The organism is Streptomyces seoulensis (assembly GCF_004328625.1).
In the GTDB taxonomy this organism is placed as follows: Bacteria; Actinomycetota; Actinomycetes; order Streptomycetales; family Streptomycetaceae; genus Streptomyces; species Streptomyces seoulensis.
Genome location: NZ_CP032229.1, coordinates 3482582 through 3503652, shown reverse-complemented (window position 1 = coordinate 3503652; position 21071 = coordinate 3482582). Strand labels below are relative to the sequence as shown.

The 21071-nt window shown below is 71.0% G+C and carries 22 protein-coding genes; 11 read left to right on the top strand and 11 right to left on the bottom strand.

The window, feature by feature from the left end; genetic code table 11:
- Positions 1-15: 15 nt before the first annotated feature.
- Positions 16-1140, top strand: a complete 1125-nt coding sequence (disA, locus tag D0Z67_RS16315) for a DNA integrity scanning diadenylate cyclase DisA (RefSeq protein ID WP_031182800.1) — start codon at positions 16-18, stop codon at positions 1138-1140.
- 15 nt (positions 1141-1155) lie between these two features.
- Here disA and D0Z67_RS16310 read toward each other — a convergent pair whose 3' ends face one another.
- Positions 1156-1992, bottom strand: coding sequence for a hypothetical protein (locus D0Z67_RS16310; protein ID WP_031182799.1), 837 nt, complete (start codon positions 1990-1992; stop codon positions 1156-1158).
- Positions 1993-2173: 181 nt separating this feature from the next.
- Here D0Z67_RS16310 and D0Z67_RS16305 point away from each other — a divergent pair, with 181 nt between their 5' ends.
- The 5 genes from D0Z67_RS16305 to cseC all read left to right on the top strand — a co-directional run bounded on the left by D0Z67_RS16305 (position 2174) and on the right by cseC (position 6594).
- Positions 2174-3049, top strand: a complete 876-nt coding sequence (locus D0Z67_RS16305; protein WP_031182798.1) for an HhH-GPD family protein — start codon at positions 2174-2176, stop codon at positions 3047-3049.
- 272 nt (positions 3050-3321) lie between these two features.
- Positions 3322-3861: a SigE family RNA polymerase sigma factor gene (locus tag D0Z67_RS16300; RefSeq protein ID WP_031182797.1), complete on the top strand. Its 540-nt coding sequence runs from the start codon at positions 3322-3324 to the stop codon at positions 3859-3861.
- Entirely contained in the window at positions 3849-4505 is a 657-nt protein-coding gene (locus D0Z67_RS16295) for a hypothetical protein (RefSeq protein ID WP_031182796.1), read from the top strand. Before D0Z67_RS16300 ends, D0Z67_RS16295 begins: the two co-directional genes overlap by 13 nt.
- Before the next feature lie 44 nt (positions 4506-4549).
- The gene (cseB, locus tag D0Z67_RS16290) at positions 4550-5254 is read left to right on the top strand and encodes a two-component system response regulator CseB (protein WP_031182795.1); all 705 of its coding nucleotides are present in this window, start codon (positions 4550-4552) and stop codon (positions 5252-5254) included.
- Between the two features lie 8 nt (positions 5255-5262).
- A complete protein-coding gene (cseC, locus tag D0Z67_RS16285) occupies positions 5263-6594 on the top strand; it encodes a two-component system sensor histidine kinase CseC (RefSeq protein WP_031182794.1) in 1332 nt (443 codons plus the stop codon).
- Between the two features lie 316 nt (positions 6595-6910).
- On the opposite strand, the gene D0Z67_RS16280 is transcribed toward cseC, so the two are convergent.
- Entirely contained in the window at positions 6911-8503 is a 1593-nt protein-coding gene (locus tag D0Z67_RS16280) for an MDR family MFS transporter (RefSeq protein WP_031182793.1), read from the bottom strand.
- Between the two features lie 122 nt (positions 8504-8625).
- On the opposite strand from D0Z67_RS16280, the gene D0Z67_RS16275 reads away from it, so the two are divergent.
- Positions 8626-9225: a TetR/AcrR family transcriptional regulator gene (locus D0Z67_RS16275; RefSeq protein WP_031182792.1), complete on the top strand. Its 600-nt coding sequence runs from the start codon at positions 8626-8628 to the stop codon at positions 9223-9225.
- 66 nt (positions 9226-9291) lie between these two features.
- Here the strand turns inward: D0Z67_RS16275 and D0Z67_RS16270 are convergent, their stop codons facing one another.
- The gene (locus D0Z67_RS16270; protein WP_031182791.1) at positions 9292-9837 is read right to left on the bottom strand and encodes a M23 family metallopeptidase; all 546 of its coding nucleotides are present in this window, start codon (positions 9835-9837) and stop codon (positions 9292-9294) included.
- A gap of 441 nt (positions 9838-10278) precedes the next feature.
- Between D0Z67_RS16270 and D0Z67_RS16265 the strand changes: the two genes are divergently transcribed.
- The 3 genes from D0Z67_RS16265 (at position 10279) to D0Z67_RS16255 (ending at position 12981) form a co-directional block, all read left to right on the top strand.
- Complete coding sequence (locus D0Z67_RS16265) at positions 10279-10890, top strand: HAD family acid phosphatase (RefSeq protein WP_031182790.1); 612 nt, start codon at positions 10279-10281, stop codon at positions 10888-10890.
- Positions 10891-10993: 103 nt separating this feature from the next.
- On the top strand, positions 10994-11659 hold the full coding sequence (locus D0Z67_RS16260; RefSeq protein ID WP_031182789.1) for an ArsR/SmtB family transcription factor: 666 nt from the start codon (positions 10994-10996) through the stop codon (positions 11657-11659).
- Positions 11656-12981 (top strand): MFS transporter, encoded by a 1326-nt coding sequence (locus tag D0Z67_RS16255; RefSeq protein ID WP_031182788.1) that lies wholly within the window; start codon positions 11656-11658, stop codon positions 12979-12981. Before D0Z67_RS16260 ends, D0Z67_RS16255 begins: the two co-directional genes overlap by 4 nt.
- A 72-nt stretch (positions 12982-13053) precedes the next feature.
- Here D0Z67_RS16255 and D0Z67_RS16250 read toward each other — a convergent pair whose 3' ends face one another.
- A complete protein-coding gene (locus tag D0Z67_RS16250; RefSeq protein ID WP_031182787.1) occupies positions 13054-15576 on the bottom strand; it encodes an ATP-dependent Clp protease ATP-binding subunit in 2523 nt (840 codons plus the stop codon).
- 430 nt (positions 15577-16006) lie between these two features.
- On the opposite strand from D0Z67_RS16250, the gene D0Z67_RS16240 reads away from it, so the two are divergent.
- The gene (locus D0Z67_RS16240; RefSeq protein ID WP_223179111.1) at positions 16007-16669 is read left to right on the top strand and encodes an SCO3374 family protein; all 663 of its coding nucleotides are present in this window, start codon (positions 16007-16009) and stop codon (positions 16667-16669) included.
- On the opposite strand, the gene D0Z67_RS16235 is transcribed toward D0Z67_RS16240, so the two are convergent.
- From D0Z67_RS16235 to nadC, 7 genes are all read right to left on the bottom strand, one after another.
- Entirely contained in the window at positions 16648-16983 is a 336-nt protein-coding gene (locus D0Z67_RS16235; protein ID WP_031182785.1) for a histone-like nucleoid-structuring protein Lsr2, read from the bottom strand. The genes D0Z67_RS16240 and D0Z67_RS16235 overlap by 22 nt on opposite strands.
- 205 nt (positions 16984-17188) lie before the next feature.
- A complete protein-coding gene (locus tag D0Z67_RS16230) occupies positions 17189-17722 on the bottom strand; it encodes an amino-acid N-acetyltransferase (RefSeq protein ID WP_031182784.1) in 534 nt (177 codons plus the stop codon).
- 9 nt (positions 17723-17731) lie between these two features.
- Positions 17732-18127, bottom strand: coding sequence for a BlaI/MecI/CopY family transcriptional regulator (locus tag D0Z67_RS16225; protein WP_078873509.1), 396 nt, complete (start codon positions 18125-18127; stop codon positions 17732-17734).
- Between the two features lie 66 nt (positions 18128-18193).
- On the bottom strand, positions 18194-18370 hold the full coding sequence (locus tag D0Z67_RS29700; RefSeq protein WP_030811235.1) for a hypothetical protein: 177 nt from the start codon (positions 18368-18370) through the stop codon (positions 18194-18196).
- A gap of 77 nt (positions 18371-18447) precedes the next feature.
- A complete protein-coding gene (locus tag D0Z67_RS16220; RefSeq protein ID WP_031182782.1) occupies positions 18448-19107 on the bottom strand; it encodes a hypothetical protein in 660 nt (219 codons plus the stop codon).
- A 137-nt stretch (positions 19108-19244) separates the two neighbouring features.
- On the bottom strand, positions 19245-20042 hold the full coding sequence (locus tag D0Z67_RS16215) for a type III pantothenate kinase (RefSeq protein ID WP_031182781.1): 798 nt from the start codon (positions 20040-20042) through the stop codon (positions 19245-19247).
- Positions 20043-20047: 5 nt separating this feature from the next.
- Positions 20048-21028, bottom strand: coding sequence for a carboxylating nicotinate-nucleotide diphosphorylase (nadC, locus tag D0Z67_RS16210; RefSeq protein WP_031182780.1), 981 nt, complete (start codon positions 21026-21028; stop codon positions 20048-20050).
- Between the last annotated feature and the right edge of the window lie 43 nt (positions 21029-21071).

The following is a 21071-nucleotide window of genomic DNA, read 5'->3' as shown; positions in this document are numbered from 1 at the left end:
GACCGGAGGAGTGCAGTGGCAGCCAACGACCGGGCTTCAGCTCCCGGAAAGTCCGGTGGGAGTGCCGGTGCCGATGGCCTGATGCGCGCCTCGCTGAGCGCCGTAGCCCCGGGCACCGCCCTGCGCGACGGTCTGGAGCGGGTCCTGCGCGGCAACACCGGCGGCCTGATCCTGCTGGGCTGGGACAAGACGGTCGAGGCGATGTGCACCGGCGGTTTCGTGCTGGACGTGGAGTTCACCGCGACCCGGCTGCGCGAGCTGTGCAAGCTGGACGGCGGCATCGTCCTCTCCTCGGACCTGTCGAAGATCCTGCGCGCCGGCGTCCAGCTGGTCCCGGACCCCACGATCCCCACCGAGGAGACCGGCACCCGGCACCGCACCGCCGACCGCGTCTCCAAGCAGGTCGGTTTCCCCGTGGTCTCGGTGTCCCAGTCGATGCGGCTGATCGCGCTGTACGTCGACGGGCAGCGCCGGGTCCTGGAGGACTCGGCGGCGATCCTCTCCCGCGCCAACCAGGCGCTGGCCACGCTGGAGCGGTACAAGCTCCGCCTGGACGAGGTCGCGGGCACGCTGTCCGCGCTGGAGATCGAGGACCTGGTGACGGTCCGGGACGTCTCCGCGGTCGCGCAGCGCCTGGAGATGGTCCGCCGTATCGCCACCGAGATCGCGGAGTACGTGGTCGAGTTGGGTACGGACGGGCGGCTGCTCGCGCTCCAGCTGGAGGAACTGATCGCCGGGGTCGAGCCCGACCGTGAGCTGGTCGTCCGGGACTACGTGCCCGAACCGACGGCGAAGCGGTCGCGCACGGTGGAGGAGGCGCTGTTCGAGCTGGACGCGCTGAGCCATGCGGAGCTGCTCGAACTGGGCACGGTGGCACGGGGGATGGGGTACACCGCCTCTCCCGAGTCGCTGGACTCCGCGGTGTCGCCCCGCGGGTTCCGGCTGCTGGCGAAGGTTCCGCGGCTACCGGGGGCGATCATCGACCGGCTGGTGGAGCACTTCGGGGGACTGCAGAAACTGCTCGCCGCCAGCGTGGATGATCTTCAGGCCGTCGACGGGGTGGGAGAAGCGCGGGCCCGCAGCGTGCGGGAGGGACTCTCGCGGCTTGCCGAGTCCTCCATCCTGGAGCGCTACGTCTAGTTCCCGGGCACTGCCTCAGTCCGCCGACAGGACGAACGACGTCTGCGTCTTGGTGAAGCCCGATGCCTTCGCCTCCAGCAGGTAGGTGCCCGGCTTGGCCTTGCCCGCGGGCGGGGTGGCGCACTTGGCGGCGCTGGGGTGGCGGTCCCACTTCACGGTGTAGGTGATGCTCTCCTCGGCCGGGACGCGGAAGATCAGGCTCTTGGCGCCCTGGGGGCAGTCGTCGGAGGCCCAGTAGGGGTCGTCGCCGTCGGCCGGGGTGATCTGCAGGACCGTGTGCTCGGGGCCGAGGTCGACCTTGCAGTCGCCGGACGAGCTGTTGCGCACGGTGAGTTCGAAGGTGGGCGTCTCGTCGGGCGAGAAGGAGTTGTGCTTGCTGCGCAGGCTCACCGTGACCTTGCCGGGCGCGCACACGGGGAGCGGGGAGGACGCGGCCAGCGCGTCGCCCGTGCCGACATCGCCGCCGCCCGTGCCCGACGCCGAGCCCGAACCGCCCGTACCCGAACCGGAGTCGCCGGAGCCGCTGCCGTCGCCGGAGCCGTCCGAGCCGGACCCGTCGCCCGAACCGGAGCCGTCCGAGCCGCCGTCGCCGGAGCCGCCGCCGCCCGACTCGTCGCGTCCGCCCGGGTGTTGGCTGATCGCGGGGCCGGAGGAGGTGGGACCCGGCGTGATCGTGGACGCGGGATTCTTGCCGTCGGGGCCGCCCGCGCCGTTCTTGCCTCCCCCGCCGCCGGACACGACGATCCAGGTGACCACGAGCGCCACCAGGGCGATCACGGACACGATGACGACCCTCCGTCGCCAGTAGATGGAGGAGGGAAGCGGCCCGACCGGATTGCGCAGAGATCCCACGCGGGAACTCTACGAGAGATCATGCCCACGACTCGCGTCCCCCGCCGCCCTCGCACCAACTTTTCCGGATCATCATCCCGGTAACTTCCCTCCCGCACCGGCATCTTGTGCCGAGCGCGACGCTCCGTGCGCGGGCGGTGACCCACACGGTCCGCGTGCGGCGTGGCAGGATCGGAAGGCCATGACTGAGAAGCTTCACGCCCCCGTGATCGACTGGTTCGACTCCCACGCCCGCGACCTCCCCTGGCGCCGCCCGGAAGCGGGGCCCTGGGGCGTGATGGTCAGTGAGTTCATGCTCCAGCAGACCCCGGTCAGCCGGGTGCTGCCGGTCTACGAGCAGTGGCTCGCCCGCTGGCCCCGCCCGGCCGACCTGGCCAAGGAGCCGCCGGGTGAGGCGGTGCGCGCCTGGGGCCGGCTCGGCTACCCGCGCCGCGCGCTCCGGCTGCACGGCGCGGCCGTCGCCATAACGGAGCGGCACGGCGGGGACGTACCCACCGACCACGCCCAGCTGCTGGCGCTGCCCGGCATCGGGGAGTACACGGCCGCCGCCGTGGCCTCCTTCGCGTACGGGCAGCGGCACCCGGTGCTGGACACCAATGTGCGCCGGGTGTTCGCGCGGGCGGTGTCCGGGGTGCGCTACCCGCCGAACGCCACCACGGCCGCCGAGCGCCGGCTCGCCCGCGAGCTGCTGCCCGACGAGGACGACACGGCCGCGCGCTGGGCGGCCGCATCCATGGAGCTGGGCGCGCTGGTGTGCACGGCGAAGAACGAGGAGTGCCACCGCTGCCCGATCGCCGCGCAGTGCGCCTGGCGGCTCGCGGGCAAGCCGGAGCACGAGGGTCCGCCCCGGCGCGGGCAGACGTACGCGGGCACCGACCGCCAGGTGCGCGGGAAGCTGCTCGCGGTGCTGCGGGACGCGCATGTCCCGGTGCCGCAGACCGCGCTGGACCGGGTGTGGCACGAGCCGGTGCAGCGGGCCCGCGCGCTCGACGGCCTCGTCACGGACGGTCTGGTGGAGCCGCTGCCCGGCGGGATGTACCGGCTGCCGCTCGGCTGACCCACAGGAAAGTCACAGCCACCGGCCGCCCGTTACGGCCCGACCACCCCAACAAAGCAGCCCATAAAGGGACATGACGGGCGCCTTCCCTACCCCCACCTCACGGCTGTTACACAACCGACGGACAGCCGAGTGCCGGCCGCAGGCTTCCTCGGACAACCCCGTGACAACCGCTCCGTAGCTTCGTTCCGTGCCCGGCGGACCACCGGGCCGGCGGGAAGAAGGCCCCGGCACCGACCGGGGCGACGGGGAACACGGAAGGCGGTCGGATCATGGCGCAGGGCGAGGTGCTCGAGTTCGAGGAGTACGTACGGACCCGGCAGGACGCGCTGCTGCGCAGTGCCCGCCGCCTGGTGCCGGACCCGGTGGACGCGCAGGACCTGCTCCAGACCGCGCTGGCCCGCACCTACGGCCGCTGGGACGGCATCGCCGACAAGCGGCTGGCCGACGCCTATCTGCGCCGCGTCATGATCAACACTCGTACGGAGTGGTGGCGGGCGCGCAAGCTGGAGGAGGTGCCGACCGAGCAGCTCCCCGAGGGCCCGGTCGCGGACTCCACCGAGCAGTACGCCGACCGCGCCCTGCTGATGGACATCCTCAAGGTGCTCGCTCCCAAGCAGCGAAGTGTCGTGGTCCTGCGACACTGGGAGCAGATGTCCACGGAAGAGACGGCCGCGGCCCTCGGCATGTCCGCGGGCACGGTCAAGAGCACGCTGCACCGGGCGCTCGCCCGGCTCCGCGAGGAGCTGGAGGCCCGCGACCTGGATGCACGCGCGCTGGAGCGTGAGGAGCGGGAGCGTTGCGCGGCCTGACTGGGGGGCCCAGACGTGTCCGAGGCGTACGTGCGGTGGTCCTGGCGGTGGCCGGGGTCGCCGCCGTCGGCATGTCCGCGACCGCCTGCGGCGCCGGGGGCACCGGCGCGCGGGACGAGGGCCCGGCGCACGCCTCCGCCGTGGCCGGCGCGGCACCCGCCTCCCCCTCCCCCAGCCCGGCGGCCGGCTACCACCGCGTGGACGCGGTGAGCCTGCTCAAGCGGGACCCGGCGGTCTCGGCGGCCGTCAAGCACGAGCTGAAGCCGTGCGGCAGCGGTGACGACTACCCCGTGGACGTCTCCTACGGCGACCTGACCGACTCGGACCGCTCCGACGTCGTGGTCAACGTGCTGACCTGCGCCGACGCGGTCGGTATCGGCGCGTATGTGTACCGGGAGAGCGGAGGCTCGTACCGGAACGTGTTCAAGACCGAGGAGTCTCCGGTCTACGCGGAGATCGACCAGGGCGCGCTGACCGTGACCAAGCAGGTGTACAGCCGGGGTGACCCGATCTCCAGCCCCTCCGGCGAGGACGTCGTCCCCTATACGTGGAAGGCGGGACGGTTCGTGGCGGGCAAGCCCGTGCACACGGACTACAGCGGGGCGGCGGGCCACGAACAGCCCACCCCCGTGCCCGGCGACTGACGCGCCGCCCGACCACGAGGACCCACGAGGACTGAGAGCACCGGATGCCAGAGCACACGCACGTCCTGTTCGTCGAGGACGACGACGTCATCCGTGAGGCCACCCAGCTCGCCCTGGAGCGGGACGGCTTCGCGGTCACCGCCATGCCCGACGGGCTGTCGGGCCTCGCGGCGTTCCGCGCCGACCGGCCCGACATCGCGCTGCTGGACGTGATGGTGCCGGGCCTCGACGGGGTCAGCCTGTGCCGCCGTATCCGGGACGAGTCGACGGTGCCGGTGATCATGCTGTCGGCGCGGGCGGACTCCATCGACGTGGTGCTGGGCCTGGAGGCGGGCGCCGACGACTACGTGACCAAGCCGTTCGACGGCGCGGTGCTGGTCGCCCGCATCCGGGCGGTGCTGCGCCGCTTCGGGCACGCCGGGCACCCGTCCGGTGCCGGGCCGGACGGCGCGGCGGACAGCGACGGAGTGCTGACCTTCGGCGAGCTGGAGGTGGACACCGACGGCATGGAGGTGCGGCGGGCCGGGGAGCCGGTGGCGCTCACCCCGACCGAGATGCGGCTGCTGCTGGAGTTCTCCGGCGCGCCGGGCACCGTGCTCTCCCGGGACAAGCTGCTGGAGCGGGTCTGGGACTACGGCTGGGGCGGGGACACTCGCGTCGTCGACGTCCATGTGCAGCGGCTGCGGCAGAAGATCGGCCAGGACCGGATCGAGACGGTCCGCGGCTTCGGCTACAAGCTGCGGGGCTGAGGGCGGTCATGCGGAGTCTGTTTCGACGTCCGGTGCGGCGGGTGGCGGGCGTCGGCCTGCGCACCGGTCTGCGGTGGAAGCTGAGCGCGGCGATCGCGCTGGTCGCGGGTCTGGTGGCGATCGCGCTGAGCCTGGTCGTGCACAACGCGGCCCGCGTCTCCATGCTGGACAACGCCCGTGACCTGGCCAACCAGCGGGTCCAGCTCGCCCAGCGGAACTACGAGCTCGCCGGGCGGCCCAACTTCCCCAGCATCAAGATCGACGACCCCGCTCTCCCGGCCGAGCTGCGGGCCAAGGTGGAGGAGGGGCGCCGGGCCAGCTACGTCAGCGACACGGGCAGCGGCGAGCCGGACATCTGGGCCGCGGTGCCGGTCAAGAACGGGCATGTGCTCTCGCTGCACGGCGCCTTCCCGGACAAGTCCGCCGACGTGCTGGCCGACCTCGACCAGGCGCTGCTCATCGGCTCCATCGCGGTGGTCCTCGGCGGCAGCGCGCTCGGCGTGGTGATCGGCGGCCAGCTCTCCCGCCGGCTGCGCAAGGCCGCCGTCGCCGCGAACCGGCTGGCGACCGGCGAGACCGACGTACGGGTACGGGAGGCCATCGGCGGGGTCGTACGCGACGAGGCCGACGATCTGGCCCGCGCGGTGGACGCCATGGCGGACGCGCTGCGGCAGCGGCTGGAGGCGGAGCGGCGGGTCACGGCCGACATCGCGCACGAGCTGCGTACCCCGGTGACCGGGCTGCTCACGGCCGCCGAGCTGCTGCCGCCCGGCCGGCCCACGGAGCTGGTGCTGGACCGGGCCAAGGCGATGCGCACGCTGGTGGAGGACGTGCTGGAGGTGGCCCGGCTGGACGGGGCCTCCGAGCGGGCCGAGCTGCAGGACATCATGCTGGGCGAGTTCGTCGCCCGGCGCGTGGCCGCGAAGGACCCGGACATCGTCGTACGGGTGGTGCACGAGTCCGAGGTCACCACCGACCCGCGCCGCCTGGAGCGGGTGCTGTTCAACCTGCTGACCAACGCCGCCCGGCACGGCGAGCCGCCCATCGAGGTGACCGTCGAGGGCCGGGTGATCCGGATACGCGACCACGGTCCCGGCTTCCCCGAGGAACTCCTCGCGGAGGGCCCGCTGCGTTTCCGTACCGGCAGCGAGGACCGCGCCGGCCAGGGTCACGGCCTCGGCCTCACCATCGCCGCCGGCCAGGCCCGCGTCCTCGGCGCCCGCCTCACCTTCCGCAACATCCGCCCCCACGGCGAGGGCGCGGTAGCCGTCCTCTGGCTCCCCGAACACGCCCCGACAGCAACAGGCAGCTACACGGTCCCCCCGACGCTGCGCGGCTGACCGCCTCCCGGCGGGTGGGCCGGGCGCACAGCGGGCCTCACGGGACAGCCGGGCGGACGACCGTACGGGCGAGGCCCGTAACCGACGCGGGCGCCAGGGCGCACGGAAACGCACGGGTCTGTGCGGAGACGCGTCGGCCCCGGCCGAAGGCGTGGAGATGGGCGGGCCGCCGGAAGACCGCTCGAACCGTGGACCGGGAGACCCGCGAGGCCGGGTGCCGGCGGACGGGCCAGGCGCGGTCCCGGGCTCGCCGGTCCCGCCGGAACGACGAAGGCCCCCGACCAGTGGTCGGGGGCCTTCGGTACAGACGGGGTGGTCAGACCGCTTCGATCGCCGGGGCCGGGATCGCGTCCGTGGGTTCGGTGGACGGCTTCGCGGGGCCGCCGCGGAGCGGGACCTCCTTGACGAAGACGGCCGCGACGAGGACCACGATGGCGATGGCGGAGCCGAGGAGGAAGGCGGAGTGCGTGCCCGCGGACACCGCGTGCTGGTACGCCTCCCGCGCCGCGGCCGGCAGCTTGGCCAGGCTGGCCGCGTCCAGCTGGGCGGACTTCTCGGTGATGCCCTTGCCCAGCGCACCGGCGCGCTCGGTCATCACGTCCTGCACCCGGTTGTTGAACAGGGCGCCCATGACGGCCACACCGAACGAGGAGCCGAGGGTACGGAACAGGGTGGCGGAGGAGGACGCGACGCCCATGTCCTTCATCTCCACGCTGTTCTGCGCCACCAGCATGGTCACCTGCATCAGGCAGCCCATGCCCGCGCCGACCACGGCCATGTAGATACCGGAGGTCAGCCGGGTGGTGTCGGTGTCCATCGTGGACATCAGGTACAGCCCGATGATCATCAGCACGCCGCCGGTCACCGGGAAGACCTTGTAGCGGCCGCTGCCCGTGGTGACCCGGCCCGCGACCATCGAGGTCACCAGCATCGCGCCGAGCATCGGCAGGAGCAGCAGCCCGGAGTTGGTGGCGGAGGCGCCCTGCACGGCCTGCTGGTACAGCGGCAGGAAGAGCGTCGCGCCGAACATCACGAAGCCGGTCACGAAGCCGATGACGGACATCAGGGTGAAGTTCAGGCTCTTGAAGATGTGCAGCGGCAGCACCGGCTCGGCGGCCTTGGTCTGCCAGAACACGAACCCGACCAGCGAGACGACGCCGAGGGCGGTCAGCTCCATGATCCGCGCGGAGGTCCAGGCGTACTCGGTACCGCCCCAGGTAGTGACCAGCACGATCGCGGTGATGCCGACGGTCAGCAGGACCACACCGAGGTAGTCGATGCCCGCCTTGGACCGCTTCTTCGGCAGGTGCAGCACGGCCGAGACCAGCGCCAGCGCGACCGCGCCGAGCGGCAGGTTGATGTAGAAGGTCCAGCGCCAGCCCCAGTTGTCGGTGATGGTGCCACCGACCAGCGGGCCGCCGATCATCGCCAGCGCCATGACGCCGGCCATCATGCCCTGGTACTTGCCCCGCTCACGCGGCGGGATCAGGTCGCCGATGATCGCCATGACGCCGACCATCAGACCACCGGCGCCCAGACCCTGGACGGCCCGGAACGCGATCAGCTCGCCCATCCCCTGGGCCATGCCGCTGAGCGCGGAGCCGATCAGGAAGATCACGATCGAGCCGAGGAAGGCGCCCTTGCGCCCGTACATGTCACCGATCTTGCCCCAGACCGGGGTCGAGGCCGCGGTGGCGAGGGTGTACCCCGTCACCACCCAGGACAGGTGCTCGAGCCCGCCCAGGTCGCCCACGATGGTGGGCATCGCGGTGCCCACGATCATGTTGTCCAGCATCGCCAGCATCATGGCGATCATGAGCGCGAGCAGAACCACTCGTACGCTCTTCGGCTGCTTCTCCGGCTGCTCGGGCTCCGCCTGGCCCGCCTTGGCCGTCTGCGTGTCCGCCATTTCTCCCACTCCCCCTGGCGGCTGCTACTTACTTGCCGCCCGGCTAGTTCACTATGCTGGAAGGTAGCCTGCTACTAGCCGGGCGTCAAGTAAGTTTCCGCGGGAGCGGGGGGAGTACGAGGATGGTCGACACCATGGACGGCACCAAGCAGCAGCGACGCGGCAACACCCGTCAGCGCATCCAGGACGTCGCGCTCGAACTCTTCGCGGAACAGGGATACGAGAAGACCTCGCTGCGCGAGATCGCGGAGCACCTCGATGTCACCAAGGCGGCTCTCTACTACCACTTCAAGACCAAGGAAGAGATCATCGTCAGCCTCTTCGAGGATCTGACGCAGCCGATCGAGGACCTGATCGAGTGGGGCCGCAGCCAGCCGCACACCCTGGAGACCAAGCAGGAGATCGTACGGCGCTACAGCGCGGCACTGGCCGGGGCGCACCCGCTCTTCCGGTTCATGCAGGAGAACCAGGCGACGGTGCGGGAGCTGCGCATCGGGGACACGTTCAAGGAACGCATGAAGGGCCTCAGGGAGATCATCATCGACCCCGAGGCCGAGATGGTGGACCAGGTCCGCTCGGTCAGCGCGCTGTTCACGCTGCACGCGGGGATGTTCCTGCTGGCGGACCTGAAGGGCGACCCCGAGAAGAAGCGCGAAGCGGTTCTCGAAGTCGCCGTGGATCTGGTGACGCAGGCGCACGAGGGCGCCTACGGCAAGGGGTAGTCCGGACATCCGTGGTCCGGACTACCGGCGGTGGCCGGTGAGGGCCGGGGGGCGGTCGCCCGGGGCTCAGACGTGGACGCCGTGAGCCTTCAGGAAGGTGACCGGGTTGACGGCCGAGCCGTAGTTCGGCGTCTTGCGGATCTCGAAGTGCAGGTGCGGGCCGGTGGAGTTACCGGTGCTGCCCGACTTGGCTATGTGCTGGCCGGTCTTGACGACCTGGCCGATCTTGACGTCGACACGGGACAGGTGGGCGTACTGCGAGTACAGACCGTTGCCGTGCTTGATGACGATGGCGTTGCCGTACGCGGGGCCGTCACCGGCGCCGTTCGGGCCGGCCTTGACGACGGTGCCGCCGTGGGCCGCGAGGACCTCGGTGCCGGTGGGCACCGCGAAGTCCTGACCGCTGTGCTTGTGCGCCCAGTGGCTGCCGCCCTGGTCGAAGCTGGCGGAGAGGGTGTACTTCTTCACCGGGTCGACCCAGGAGGTCGCGGAGGCGGAGGCGGCGCTGGCAACCCCGCCACCCAGCACGGCCGCGCCACCGACAGCGGCGGCCAGGACGGCCACGCGAGTGCGGAGCGCGGACGTACGGACAGACGTGGAACGCTTGAACATCGATACCTCGTGAACTCGGAGACAGAGAGCCACCCGGCGTACGGATGTTTCACCGTGTGCCGGGCGGGACTCCACATTGGTAACCCACCCCCCCATCCGGGTTCAAAGGGCCCATCTACGGCGCGAGGTAGTAGAAGTATCCGAAATCGGTCATCTCTTGACAGGCCGGGCACCTCGGCCGGACCAGGCGGTACGGCCTGCCGGTATCACTCAGGGTTTCGACGTGTACGTCTGGGTTTGCCCCGTTTTGGAATACCACTATCCCGGCTAGTACCGGACATTTCGCCTGTGCGGCATGTCACCGGCGGCCTCCGTCCGGGGCCCCATAAATGTGACGCGCGCCTCTAGCAACCTACCGTCCAGTAACCCTACGGTTCCCCTCGCGCCACCCGCTCCGCAGAGCATGCACTGCACCGTACGGACGCGAGAGGACCCGCCTTCATGACCAGACGCCCCTTGGCACGCCGGATGGCCGCCGTCGCCGTCTCCACCGCCGCGCTGACCGCGCTCGCCGCCCCCGCCGAGGCCGCCGGCACCGCCGCCCCCGCCCCCTCGGCCGCAGCCGTCGACTACGCGACCTGGCAGCAGGACTGCGGGCGGGTGATGGACGAGGCCCTCCCCTACATCCAGAGCCGCGCGGCCTCCAGTGGCACCGAGAAGCAGGCCATCGTCCTGGACGTGGACAACACCACCCTGGAGACCGACTTCGGCTTCCGGTTCCCCCAGCCCGCCAACCGCCCGGTCCTGAAGGTCGCCCAGTACGCCCAGGACCACGGCGTCGCCCTCATCTTCGTCACCGCCCGCCCCGGCCTCCTCCACTGGCCCACGTCCTACAACCTCGAACACGACGGCTACCGCGTCACCGACCTCCGGGTCCGCGGCCTCGTCGACCTCTTCAAGAACGTCGCCGACTACAAGACCGCCCAGCGCGCCGACATCGAACGCCAGGGCTACACAATCATCGCCAACATCGGCAACAGCCCCTCCGACCTGACCGGCGGGCACGCGGAAAGGACGTTCAAACTGCCGGACTATGACGGGCAGTTGTCCTGAACAGCGATCGGACACCTGCAGGCGCCTGACCCCTGAGGATTCGCCAAGACTTCTTTGCGAAGAGACCTTTGCGAAGAAGTCTTGGCGGTCTAGTATCCCCAGGGTGACCGATGCGACGAAGCGGCCCGAGGGCCCGCCCACTGATGTGAACTCGGCCGTACTGGACGCCAAGGGGCTGCGCGCCATGGCGCATCCGGTACGGGTCCGGCTGGTAGGGCTGCTGCGGAAGCACGGCCCGTCGACCGCCACCCGCCTCGCGGAGCGGCTCGGCGTGAACTCCGGGACGGCCAGCTACCACCTGCGCCAGCTCGGCGCCGCCGGCTTCGTGGAAGAGGACACGGAGCGCGGCAACGCCCGTGAACGCTGGTGGCGTTCGGTCCACCACATGACCGAGCTGAACGACCCGGAGCTGGCCGAGCGCGAACCCGAGGCCACACTCGCCTACTTGCAGTCCGTCGCCGCCGCCTACACCCTGCGCGTCCAGCAGACGCTGAGCGAGCTGCAGACGATGCCTCCTGCCTGGCGGGACACCTTCGACCTGAGTGACTGGGCCCTGCGCCTCACCCCTGACGAAGCGGCCTCCCTGCGTGAGGAGTTGAGGTCCGTCCTCGCCCGCTACCGGCGGGACACCCCCGAGGCTGCGCTGAGCGCGCCGGAGGGCGCCGAGCGGGTCGGCCTCGTCACACATCTCCTGCCCGAGCTGGATGCGAGCCCAATCCCCGTCACAAGTGAGTCTGCTGATGACCCATCAGGCACTGAAACGTCATGACCGAGGCATCTCCGCGCCCAGGCGCCCGCTCGTTACGGCCGCTGGCCGGGGTGCTGACCGCCATGGCGGTCTCCCTGACCGGCACCCGGGTCTCCGCCGTGGCGCTGCCCTGGTTCATCCTGGTCACGACCGGCAGCGCCACCCAGACCGGGGTGGTGGCCTTCTGCGAGATGGCGCCCTATGTGGCGGTCAAGGCGTTCACCGGGCCGCTGGTGGACCAGGCCGGACCGCGCACCGTCTCCTGGACCACGGACCTCGTCAGCGCGGTCGCCGCCGCCGCCATCCCTCTGTGCCACGCCCTGCACCTGCTGTCCTTCCCGCTGCTGCTGGCACTGGTCGCGGTGATCGGCGCCGCCCGGGGACCCGGTGACCTGGCCAAGGAGGTCATGGTCCCGGAGGCGGCCGAGCGCGGCGGGGTCCCACTGGAGCGGGCGGCGGGCCTGTCCGGGGTGACCGAGCGGCTCGCCGCCACGGTCGGCCCCGCCGTCGGCGGCTCGCTGGTGGCCCTGCTCGACCCCCTCACCTGCGTCGCGGTCAACGCCGGCTGTTTCGCCCTGGGATCGCTGGTCGTCGCGCTGGCGTTCCCCCGGCGCACGGCACGGCCGGCCGAGTCCGCGGCGCACCCGGCCGAGGCGTCCGGGGCGGGCTACTGGCAGCGCTTCGGTGAGGGCTTCAGCTTTCTGCGGACCGAGCCGCTGCTGCTCACCGCCATCGCCATGGTGGCCGTCACCAACCTGCTGGACGCCGCGTTCAACACCGTCCTCAGGCCGGTCTGGGCCAGGGAGTCGGGCCACGGTCCGGCCGCGCTCGGTCTCACCGGCAGTGTCACGGGGGCGGCGGCGGTCGCCGGGAGCCTGATCGCCGCGATGGTCGCGCACCGGCTGCGACGCAGGGCCGTGGTCCTGATCGGCTTCCTGCTGGCGGGGGCGCCGAGGTTCCTGATCCTCGCCGTCGATGTCCGGCTCGGCGTGGTGCTGGCCGTCATGGCCGTCAGCGGGTTCGGCGCGGGCTTCCTCAACCCCGTGCTGGGCGCGGTCCTGGTGGAACGGGTGCCCCGCCGGATGCTGGGCCGGGTCAACGCGCTCGGGGACTCACTGGCCTGGGCGGGCATCCCCCTCGGCGGGCTGCTCGCCGGGGCGGCGGTGGCCTCGGCCGGGTTCGTCCCCGTACTGCTCACCTGCGGGGCCGCCTACTTCCTCACCACGAACCTGGCGGGGCTGCGCCCGGAGTGGCGCGACATGGACAGCACGCGCGCCCGGCACGGGCCGGGGAAGGACTTCGGGGAGAACGCTTCTCGACAGACCTCGGGCGCCACGCCCTGAACATACGGAAAAGGGGGCCGGTGCCCGAAAGCACCGGCCCCCTTTTCCGGACCTACGCGGACCCCCGGAGGGTTACGCGTCCTTGTTCAGGTTCGGGCCGCCGCCCGCCGCCTGCTCGATCGGCGGGGCGTCCGGGAGGGCTGCCTTCTCCTCGCCGCGGAAGGTGAAGGTCTGGTTCTCGCCCTCGCCCTCCGTGTCGACGACCACGATGTGGCCGGGACGCAGCTCGCCGAAGAGGATCTTCTCCGAGAGGGTGTCCTCGACCTCGCGCTGGATCGTGCGACGCAGCGGACGCGCGCCCAGCACCGGGTCGTAGCCCTTCTTGGAGAGCAGCTCCTTGGCGGACTGGGAGAGCTCGATGCCCATGTCCCGGTCCTTGAGGCGCTCGTCCACCTTGCCGATCATCAGGTCGACGATCCGGAGGATGTCCGCCTGGGTCAGCTGCGGGAAGACGACCACGTCGTCGACGCGGTTGAGGAACTCGGGACGGAAGTGCTGCTTCAGCTCGTCCGACACCTTGTTCTTCATGCGCTCGTAGTTGGTCTTCGAGTCGCCCGAGGCCGCGAAGCCCAGGTTGAAGCCCTTGGAGATGTCCCGCGTGCCGAGGTTGGTCGTCATGATGATGACCGTGTTCTTGAAGTCCACGACCCGGCCCTGGGAGTCGGTCAGGCGACCGTCCTCCAGGATCTGCAGCAGCGAGTTGAAGATGTCCGGGTGGGCCTTCTCGACCTCGTCGAAGAGGACGACCGAGAACGGCTTGCGGCGCACCTTCTCGGTGAGCTGGCCACCCTCCTCGTAACCCACGTAACCGGGGGGCGAACCGAAGAGACGCGAGACCGTGTGCTTCTCGCTGAACTCCGACATGTCGAGGGAGATCAGCGCGTCCTCGTCACCGAAGAGGAACTCGGCGAGCGCCTTGGACAGCTCGGTCTTACCGACACCGGACGGACCGGCGAAGATGAACGAGCCACCGGGACGCTTCGGGTCCTTCAGACCGGCACGGGTACGGCGGATCGCCTTGGACAGCGCCTTGACGGCGTCGACCTGGCCGATGACCCGCTTGTGCAGCTCCTCCTCCATGCGGAGCAGGCGGCTGGACTCCTCCTCGGTCAGCTTGAAGACCGGGATGCCCGTGGCGGTGGCGAGGACCTCGGCGATCAGCTCGCCGTCGACCTCGGCGACGACGTCCATGTCGCCGGCCTTCCACTCCTTCTCCCGCTTGGCCTTGGCGGCCAGGAGCTGCTTCTCCTTGTCGCGCAGGGAGGCGGCCTTCTCGAAGTCCTGCGAGTCGATCGCGGACTCCTTGTCCCGGCGGACACCGGCGATCTTCTCGTCGAACTCGCGGAGGTCCGGCGGCGCGGTCATCCGGCGGATGCGCATCCGGGAACCGGCCTCGTCGATCAGGTCGATCGCCTTGTCCGGCAGGAAGCGGTCCGAGATGTACCGGTCGGCCAGGGTGGCCGCCTGGACCAGCGCCTCGTCGGTGATGGAGACGCGGTGGTGCGCCTCGTACCGGTCGCGCAGGCCCTTGAGGATCTCGATGGTGTGCGGCAGCGACGGCTCCGCGACCTGGATGGGCTGGAAGCGGCGCTCGAGGGCCGCGTCCTTCTCCAGGTGCTTGCGGTACTCGTCCAGCGTGGTGGCACCGATGGTCTGGAGCTCACCGCGGGCCAGCATCGGCTTGAGGATGGAGGCGGCGTCGATCGCGCCCTCGGCGGCGCCCGCACCGACCAGCGTGTGCAGCTCGTCGATGAACAGGATGATGTCGCCGCGGGTGCGGATCTCCTTGAGCACCTTCTTCAGGCGCTCCTCGAAGTCACCGCGGTAGCGGGAGCCGGCGACCAGGGCACCGAGGTCCAGGGTGTAGAGGTGCTTGTCCTTGAGGGTCTCGGGCACCTCGCCCTTGACGATGGCCTGGGCGAGGCCCTCGACGACGGCGGTCTTGCCGACGCCGGGCTCACCGATCAGCACCGGGTTGTTCTTCGTACGGCGGGACAGCACCTGCATGACCCGCTCGATCTCCTTCTCGCGCCCGATGACCGGGTCGAGCTTGGTTTCACGAGCGGCCTGGGTGAGGTTCCGGCCGAACTGGTCCAGCACCAGGGAGGTCGAGGGGGTGCCCTCGGCCGGGCCGCCTGCGGTGGCCGTCTCCTTGCCCTGGTAACCGGAGAGCAACTGGATGACCTGCTGGCGCACCCGGTTGAGGTCTGCGCCCAGCTTGACCAGGACCTGGGCGGCGACGCCCTCGCCCTCACGGATCAGGCCGAGCAGGATGTGCTCGGTGCCGATGTAGTTGTGGCCGAGCTGAAGGGCCTCCCGGAGCGAGAGCTCCAGGACCTTCTTGGCACGGGGGGTGAAGGGGATGTGGCCGGACGGGGCCTGCTGGCCCTGACCGATGATCTCCTCCACCTGCTGACGGACCGCCTCAAGCGAAATGCCGAGGCTCTCCAGGGCCTTAGCGGCGACACCTTCACCCTCGTGGATGAGACCCAGGAGGATGTGCTCGGTGCCGATGTAGTTGTGGTTGAGCATCCGGGCTTCTTCCTGAGCCAGGACGACAACCCGCCGCGCGCGGTCGGTGAACCTCTCGAACATCGTTAATCGCTCCTCAGAGCGGTCAGGCAGTGGGGGGAACTTCCCCTCCCTGTCCTTCCGCAGCTTAGTCCCGCAAGCGGGGACCGCTCATTCCAACTGCCGACACCGTCGATGGCCTCCTGACCCCGAACGCCGACATCTGCTCCAACTCGATGGTGCGAGACGATGTTCCCGCAGGCCAGGCAGTTACCCCACTCGCCGTTCCGCCGATGGCGAACGTGAGACGGCCTTTCCTGCGTGTCGCCCCCTCCCACTAGGCATGTCTTACCCGCGGTGACGGGCGGTCCATGCCGCGCGCACCGTTTCCCTCCGCTATGGGCGAACAACCTCACGACCCCGGGTACGCCCATGCGCTCCCCCTCGCCGCACACAACGTGACCGTCCGGACGCTCAGCGTAACTCCCAGGTGCCTTCGGCGGTTGCACCTGGCATGGCTGGCTCAACGTCCCCGGCATCCCCGGAGCCCTTCCCGGCGTCATCGGCACTGCCCTTCCCGCGCCCGAGGCGTCCGCTCGCGCCGGCCCCCGGGGCGGCGGCCCGGCACTGGTACGAAAGCGTGCTGGGCTGGCCGACGGCGCCGGGGGTGCCGCTGCGGCTGAGGACGGGGGTGCGCTTCGACGTGCTGGACGTCCCGGCGGAGGCGGGGGCTGCGGCCCTGCGGCATCTGGCGCCGGAGTCCCCGGTGGCCCTCGTGGGCGGCCGGATGCGGCTGCTGGTGGCCGCGGGCGGCGCGGAGGAGCTGCCGGGGCTGCTCGACTGGCTGGAGTGGGGGGCGCTGGCGCTGGACCTGCGGGCGCTGGGCGCCGGGGACCTGACGGAGGCGCCGGACCCGCCCGTGCGGGCGGCGGGCGCGGCGGTGCCGCGGCCGGGCGCCGGGGCCGTGCAGGGGGCCGCCGTCTGGCTGCGGCCCCCCGAGCCGGGGCGTGATGTGGAGGCGACGCTGCCCGCGCTGCCGTCCTTCGAGGGCGTCACGGGCGCCCCCGATCTCGTACGGCTGGTGGACACCGTGGCAGCGCAGTGCCACCGGGTCCGGCTGCGGCGGGGCGCCGGGCCCCGTTCGCGGGGGCGTGATCAGCCGTTGGCCTTCTCGTAGGCCTCGCGGATGGACGCGGGAACGCGGCCGCGGTCGTTCACGTCGTAGCCGTTCTCCTTGGCCCAGGCGCGGATGGCCGCGGTGTCCTGGTTGCCACCGGCGGCGGCGCGGGCCTTGCCGCGGCCACCGGAGGAACGGCCACCGGTGCGACGGCCGCCCTTCACATAGGCGTCGAGAAGGCCCCGCAGCTTGTCCGCATTGGCGGTCGTGAGGTCGATCTCGTACGTCTTGCCGTCCAACGCGAACGTCACGGTCTCGTCAGCCTCGCCGCCGTCGAGGTCGTCGACAAGAAGGACCTGAACCTTCTGTGCCACGGGATTTCCTTTCATCGAAAACGTGAGGGCGGGGAGGTGTCCGCGGCGTACGCCGTTTAGCCGCCCCTGTTATATGCAGTGCAGCAGTACGCCGGAAAGCAAACCGCTTTTGCCGGAAAAACACAAACCCTCGGGGAGAGGCCCCAGACCCTCTCGCGTCCGGAAACGTGCGCGTTTCGGACATAGGGAACCGGGGCATTGGCGATCACAGATGCAGAAGCATCCGGCTGTTGCCCAAGGTGTTGGGTTTCACTCGTTCGAGACCGAGGAACTCCGCGACGCCCTCGTCATAGGAGCGCAACAGCTCCGCGTACACATCGGTGTCGACCGGTGTCTCACCGATCTCCACGAAGCCGTGCTTGGTGAAGAAGTCGACTTCGAAGGTCAGACAGAAAACCCGGCGAACGCCGAGCCGGCGCGCGGTGTCGAGCAACTTCCCGAGCAGCCGGTGGCCCACTCCGGCGCCCTTGAGGGCCGGGTTCACCGCGAGAGTGCGGACTTCCGCGAGGTCTTCCCACATGACGTGCAAGGCGCCGCAGCCGACGACCTCGGCGTTGTCACCGCGTTCCGCGACCCAGAACTCCTGGATGTCCTCGTAAAGGGTGACCGTGGCTTTGTCGAGCAGGATGCGGTCGCGCGAGTAGGCGTCGAGGAGTCGGCGGACAGCGGGAACATCGCTGGTCCGGGCACGCCGGACGGTGATGGCATTCGCGGAGACTTCGGGGCTCTTCGCTGACATGGGCGGACGCTATCGTCCGCCGGTCTCCTCCGCCGAACCGGGGTTCTCCCGCGTTTGCGGCCCTTGGACGATACGGATGGCGTCGCTGAGGGCCTGACGCTGTTCCTCGCTCATCATCCCGAAGAACGCGACGAGAGCGGCGGCGGGGTTGTCGCTCTGCGACCAGGCGTCGTTCATCAGCGCGGCCGCGTAGGCGGCTCTGGTGGAGACGGCCTCATATCGATAGGCGCGGCCTTCCGCCTCACGGCGGACCCAGCCCTTCTGATGAAGATTGTCCAAAACCGTCATGACGGTGGTGTACGCGATCGAGCGATCCCGCTGGATGTCTTCCAGGACTTCCCGGACGGTCACCGGGCGGTTCCACTTCCACACCCGTGACATGACGGCGTCTTCGAGATCTCCCAAGGGGCGAGGCACAAAACAAATAATAGGGGGAGATCCGGTCGAAACCGGTGCCGACGTGCGGGTGGCTCAGGCGTCGCCGTGGGCGGCCTGGCGGGCGTTCTCGGCGCGGGCGAGGGCGGCGTCGACGGCCGCGTCCTCCTTGCCCTTGGCCGCTCCGCCCTGGGTCTTCACGATCACGCGGACGACCCCGATGAAGAGGGCGGCCATGACGAAGGGGGGCACCAGCGCGGAGACGTAGTCCATGGCTTCAGAGTAGCCAGGCGGGGCGGCCCGGCGGGGGCGGGGTGGGCCTTATGTCCTCCCCGCCCCGTAGGGCCAGGTCAGCCTGCGGCGAGGTGCCGGGCGCGGTCCTGGCCTGCGGGCGGCGACTGCGGTTTGCGGCGCGGGAAGACCTCGCCGGGGGTGGGGACGGGGCGCTTGGGGGCGGCCGGTGCGGCGGGGCGCTCGCCGGGGCGCGGGGCCGGGGGCCGGGAGGGCTCCTCGGCGGGCTTCTGAGCGGCTTCCCCGGACTCGTCGGCCCCGGTGGGCCGGGAGCCCTCCGCGCCGCCCGGAAGGGCCAGCAGACGGGCGCGGGAGGGCGGTGCGGCGGGCGCGGGGACGGTGGGCGTGCCGGTGGCGAAGCGGGCGCGGACGCATCGCTCGACGACGCCCTGGCAGTGGGCCAGCAGGGTGGCGGCCACCGGGTTGCCGCGCAGGGCGCGCAGGGCGGCGAGGTCGTCCGGGGCGGGCCGGTGCCCGGCACCGAGCGCCTCCTGGAGCAGGGCGAGGTAGCCGGCCGCGGTGCCGGGCAGGGCGGCTCGGTAGCGGCCCAGGTCGGCCAGGAGGAAGGCGCGCAGGCGAGCCGCTTCGTCCAGTGCCTCGTCGACCGAGTCGGCGAGGCGGAAGCAGTCCTGCACGTCCTCGGCGGAGGCCGTGCCGGGGTGGAGGGCGAGGGCGAGGGCGCGGCGGAGCACACGCAGCTCCTCCGCGCCGAACGCCATGCCGCCGCGAGTTCCGTATGGCGTGGGCATGCGGCGACGCTACCGCTAATCGGACAAAAGTTACGGAATGGGACGCATTGTCACGCGTGTCGGACCCAGGGTTCCCCCGCCCGGCCCTGAGTCCCCCGCTCGCCCGGCTACCTGCGCGGCACGTTGCGCTCGTAGACCAGGCGCAGGCCGATCAGGGTGAGCCAGGGCTGGTGCTCGTCGATCACCGTGGACTCGCCCAGCACCATCGGCGCCAGACCGCCGGTGGCGATCACGGTGACGTCGTCCGGGTCGTCGGCCAGCTCGCGCGCCATCCGGCCGACCACGCCGTCCACCTGGCCGGCGAAGCCGTAGACGATGCCGGACTGCATGGCCTCGACGGTGCTCTTGCCGATCACGTTGCGCGGGCGGGCCACCTCGATCTTGCGGAGCTGCGCGGCCTTGACGCCCAGCGCCTCCACCGAGATCTCGATGCCGGGGGCGATGACCCCGCCGACGTACTCCCCGCGCGCGGAGATCGCGTCGAAGGTGGTCGCGGTGCCGAAGTCGACCACGATCGCCGGGCCGCCGTACAGCTCGTTGGCGGCGACCGTGTTGATGATGCGGTCGGCGCCGACCTCCTTGGGGTTGTCGAACTGCACCGGCACCCCGGTCTTGACGCCGGGCTCGACCAGCACCGCGGGCACGTCGCCGTAGTAGCGGCGGGTGACCTCGCGCAGCTCGTGCAGCACCGAGGGCACCGTGGCGCAGATGGCGATGCCGTGGATGCCGTCGCCCAGTTCCTCACCCAGCAGCGGGTGCGTGCCCATCAGGCCCTGGAGCAGCACCGCCAGCTCGTCGGCCGTGCGGCGCGGGTCGGTGGACACGCGCCAGTGCTCGACGATGTCCTCGCCGTCGAAGAGACCGAGGACGGTGTGGGTGTTGCCGACGTCGATCGTGAGCAGCATCCGCCTCACTCCGCCGGGCGCAGGTCCAGGCCGATGTCGAGCACCGGCGAGGAGTGGGTGAGGGCGCCGACGGCCAGGAAGTCCACGCCGGTGTCGGCGTAGGCGCGGGCGTTCTCCAGGGTGAGCCGCCCGGACGCCTCCAGCTCGGCGCGGCCGGCCGTGAGGGTGACGGCCTCGGCGCACTCGCCGGGGGTGAAGTTGTCCAGCAGGATCAGGTCGGCGCCCGCCTCGACGGCCTCGTGGAGCTGGTGCAGGGTGTCCACCTCGACCTCGACGGGGAGGTCCGGGAAGGTCTCCCGTACGGCCTTGAACGCCTCGGCAACGCCGCCGGCGGCCAGGACGTGGTTGTCCTTGACCAGGGCGGCGTCGGAGAGCGACATGCGGTGGTTGACGCCGCCGCCGCAGCGCACCGCGTACTTCTCCAGCGAGCGCAGGCCGGGGGTGGTCTTGCGGGTGTCGCGCACGCGGGTGCGGCTGCCCTCCAGCACGTCGGCCCACGCGCGCGTGGCGGACGCGATGCCGGACATGCGGCCCAGGATGTTCAGGGCGCTGCGCTCGGCGGTGAGCAGGTCGCGGGTGCGGGTGGTGACCGACAGCAGGCGCTGGCCGGCCTCGATCAGGTCGCCGTCCTCGACGTGCCGCTCGACCTCGAACTCGTCCTCGCAGACGACGGAGAGCACGGCCTCGGCGACCCGGAGGCCCGCGACCACGCCGGCCTCGCGGGCGACGAAGTCGGCGGTGGCCACCGCGTCCTCGGGGATGGTCGCCACGGTGGTCACGTCGACGCCGCCGGCCAGGTCCTCCTGGACGGTGACGTTGGCGATGTCCTCGATCTCGACGGGGTCGAGCCCGGACTCGGCCAGCAGCGCGGCCAGCGCGGGGTCGAGACCGCACTCCAGTTGCTCTTCGCCCTCCTCGTCCGCGCCGCAGGCGCAGCCGTCGCCGCAGCCGCCGGTCGGGGCGAGGGGAAGGTCGTCGGTGCTCACGTTCGTCACTGCTCCTGGGGAGGCTGGTTCACCCGGTGGACCG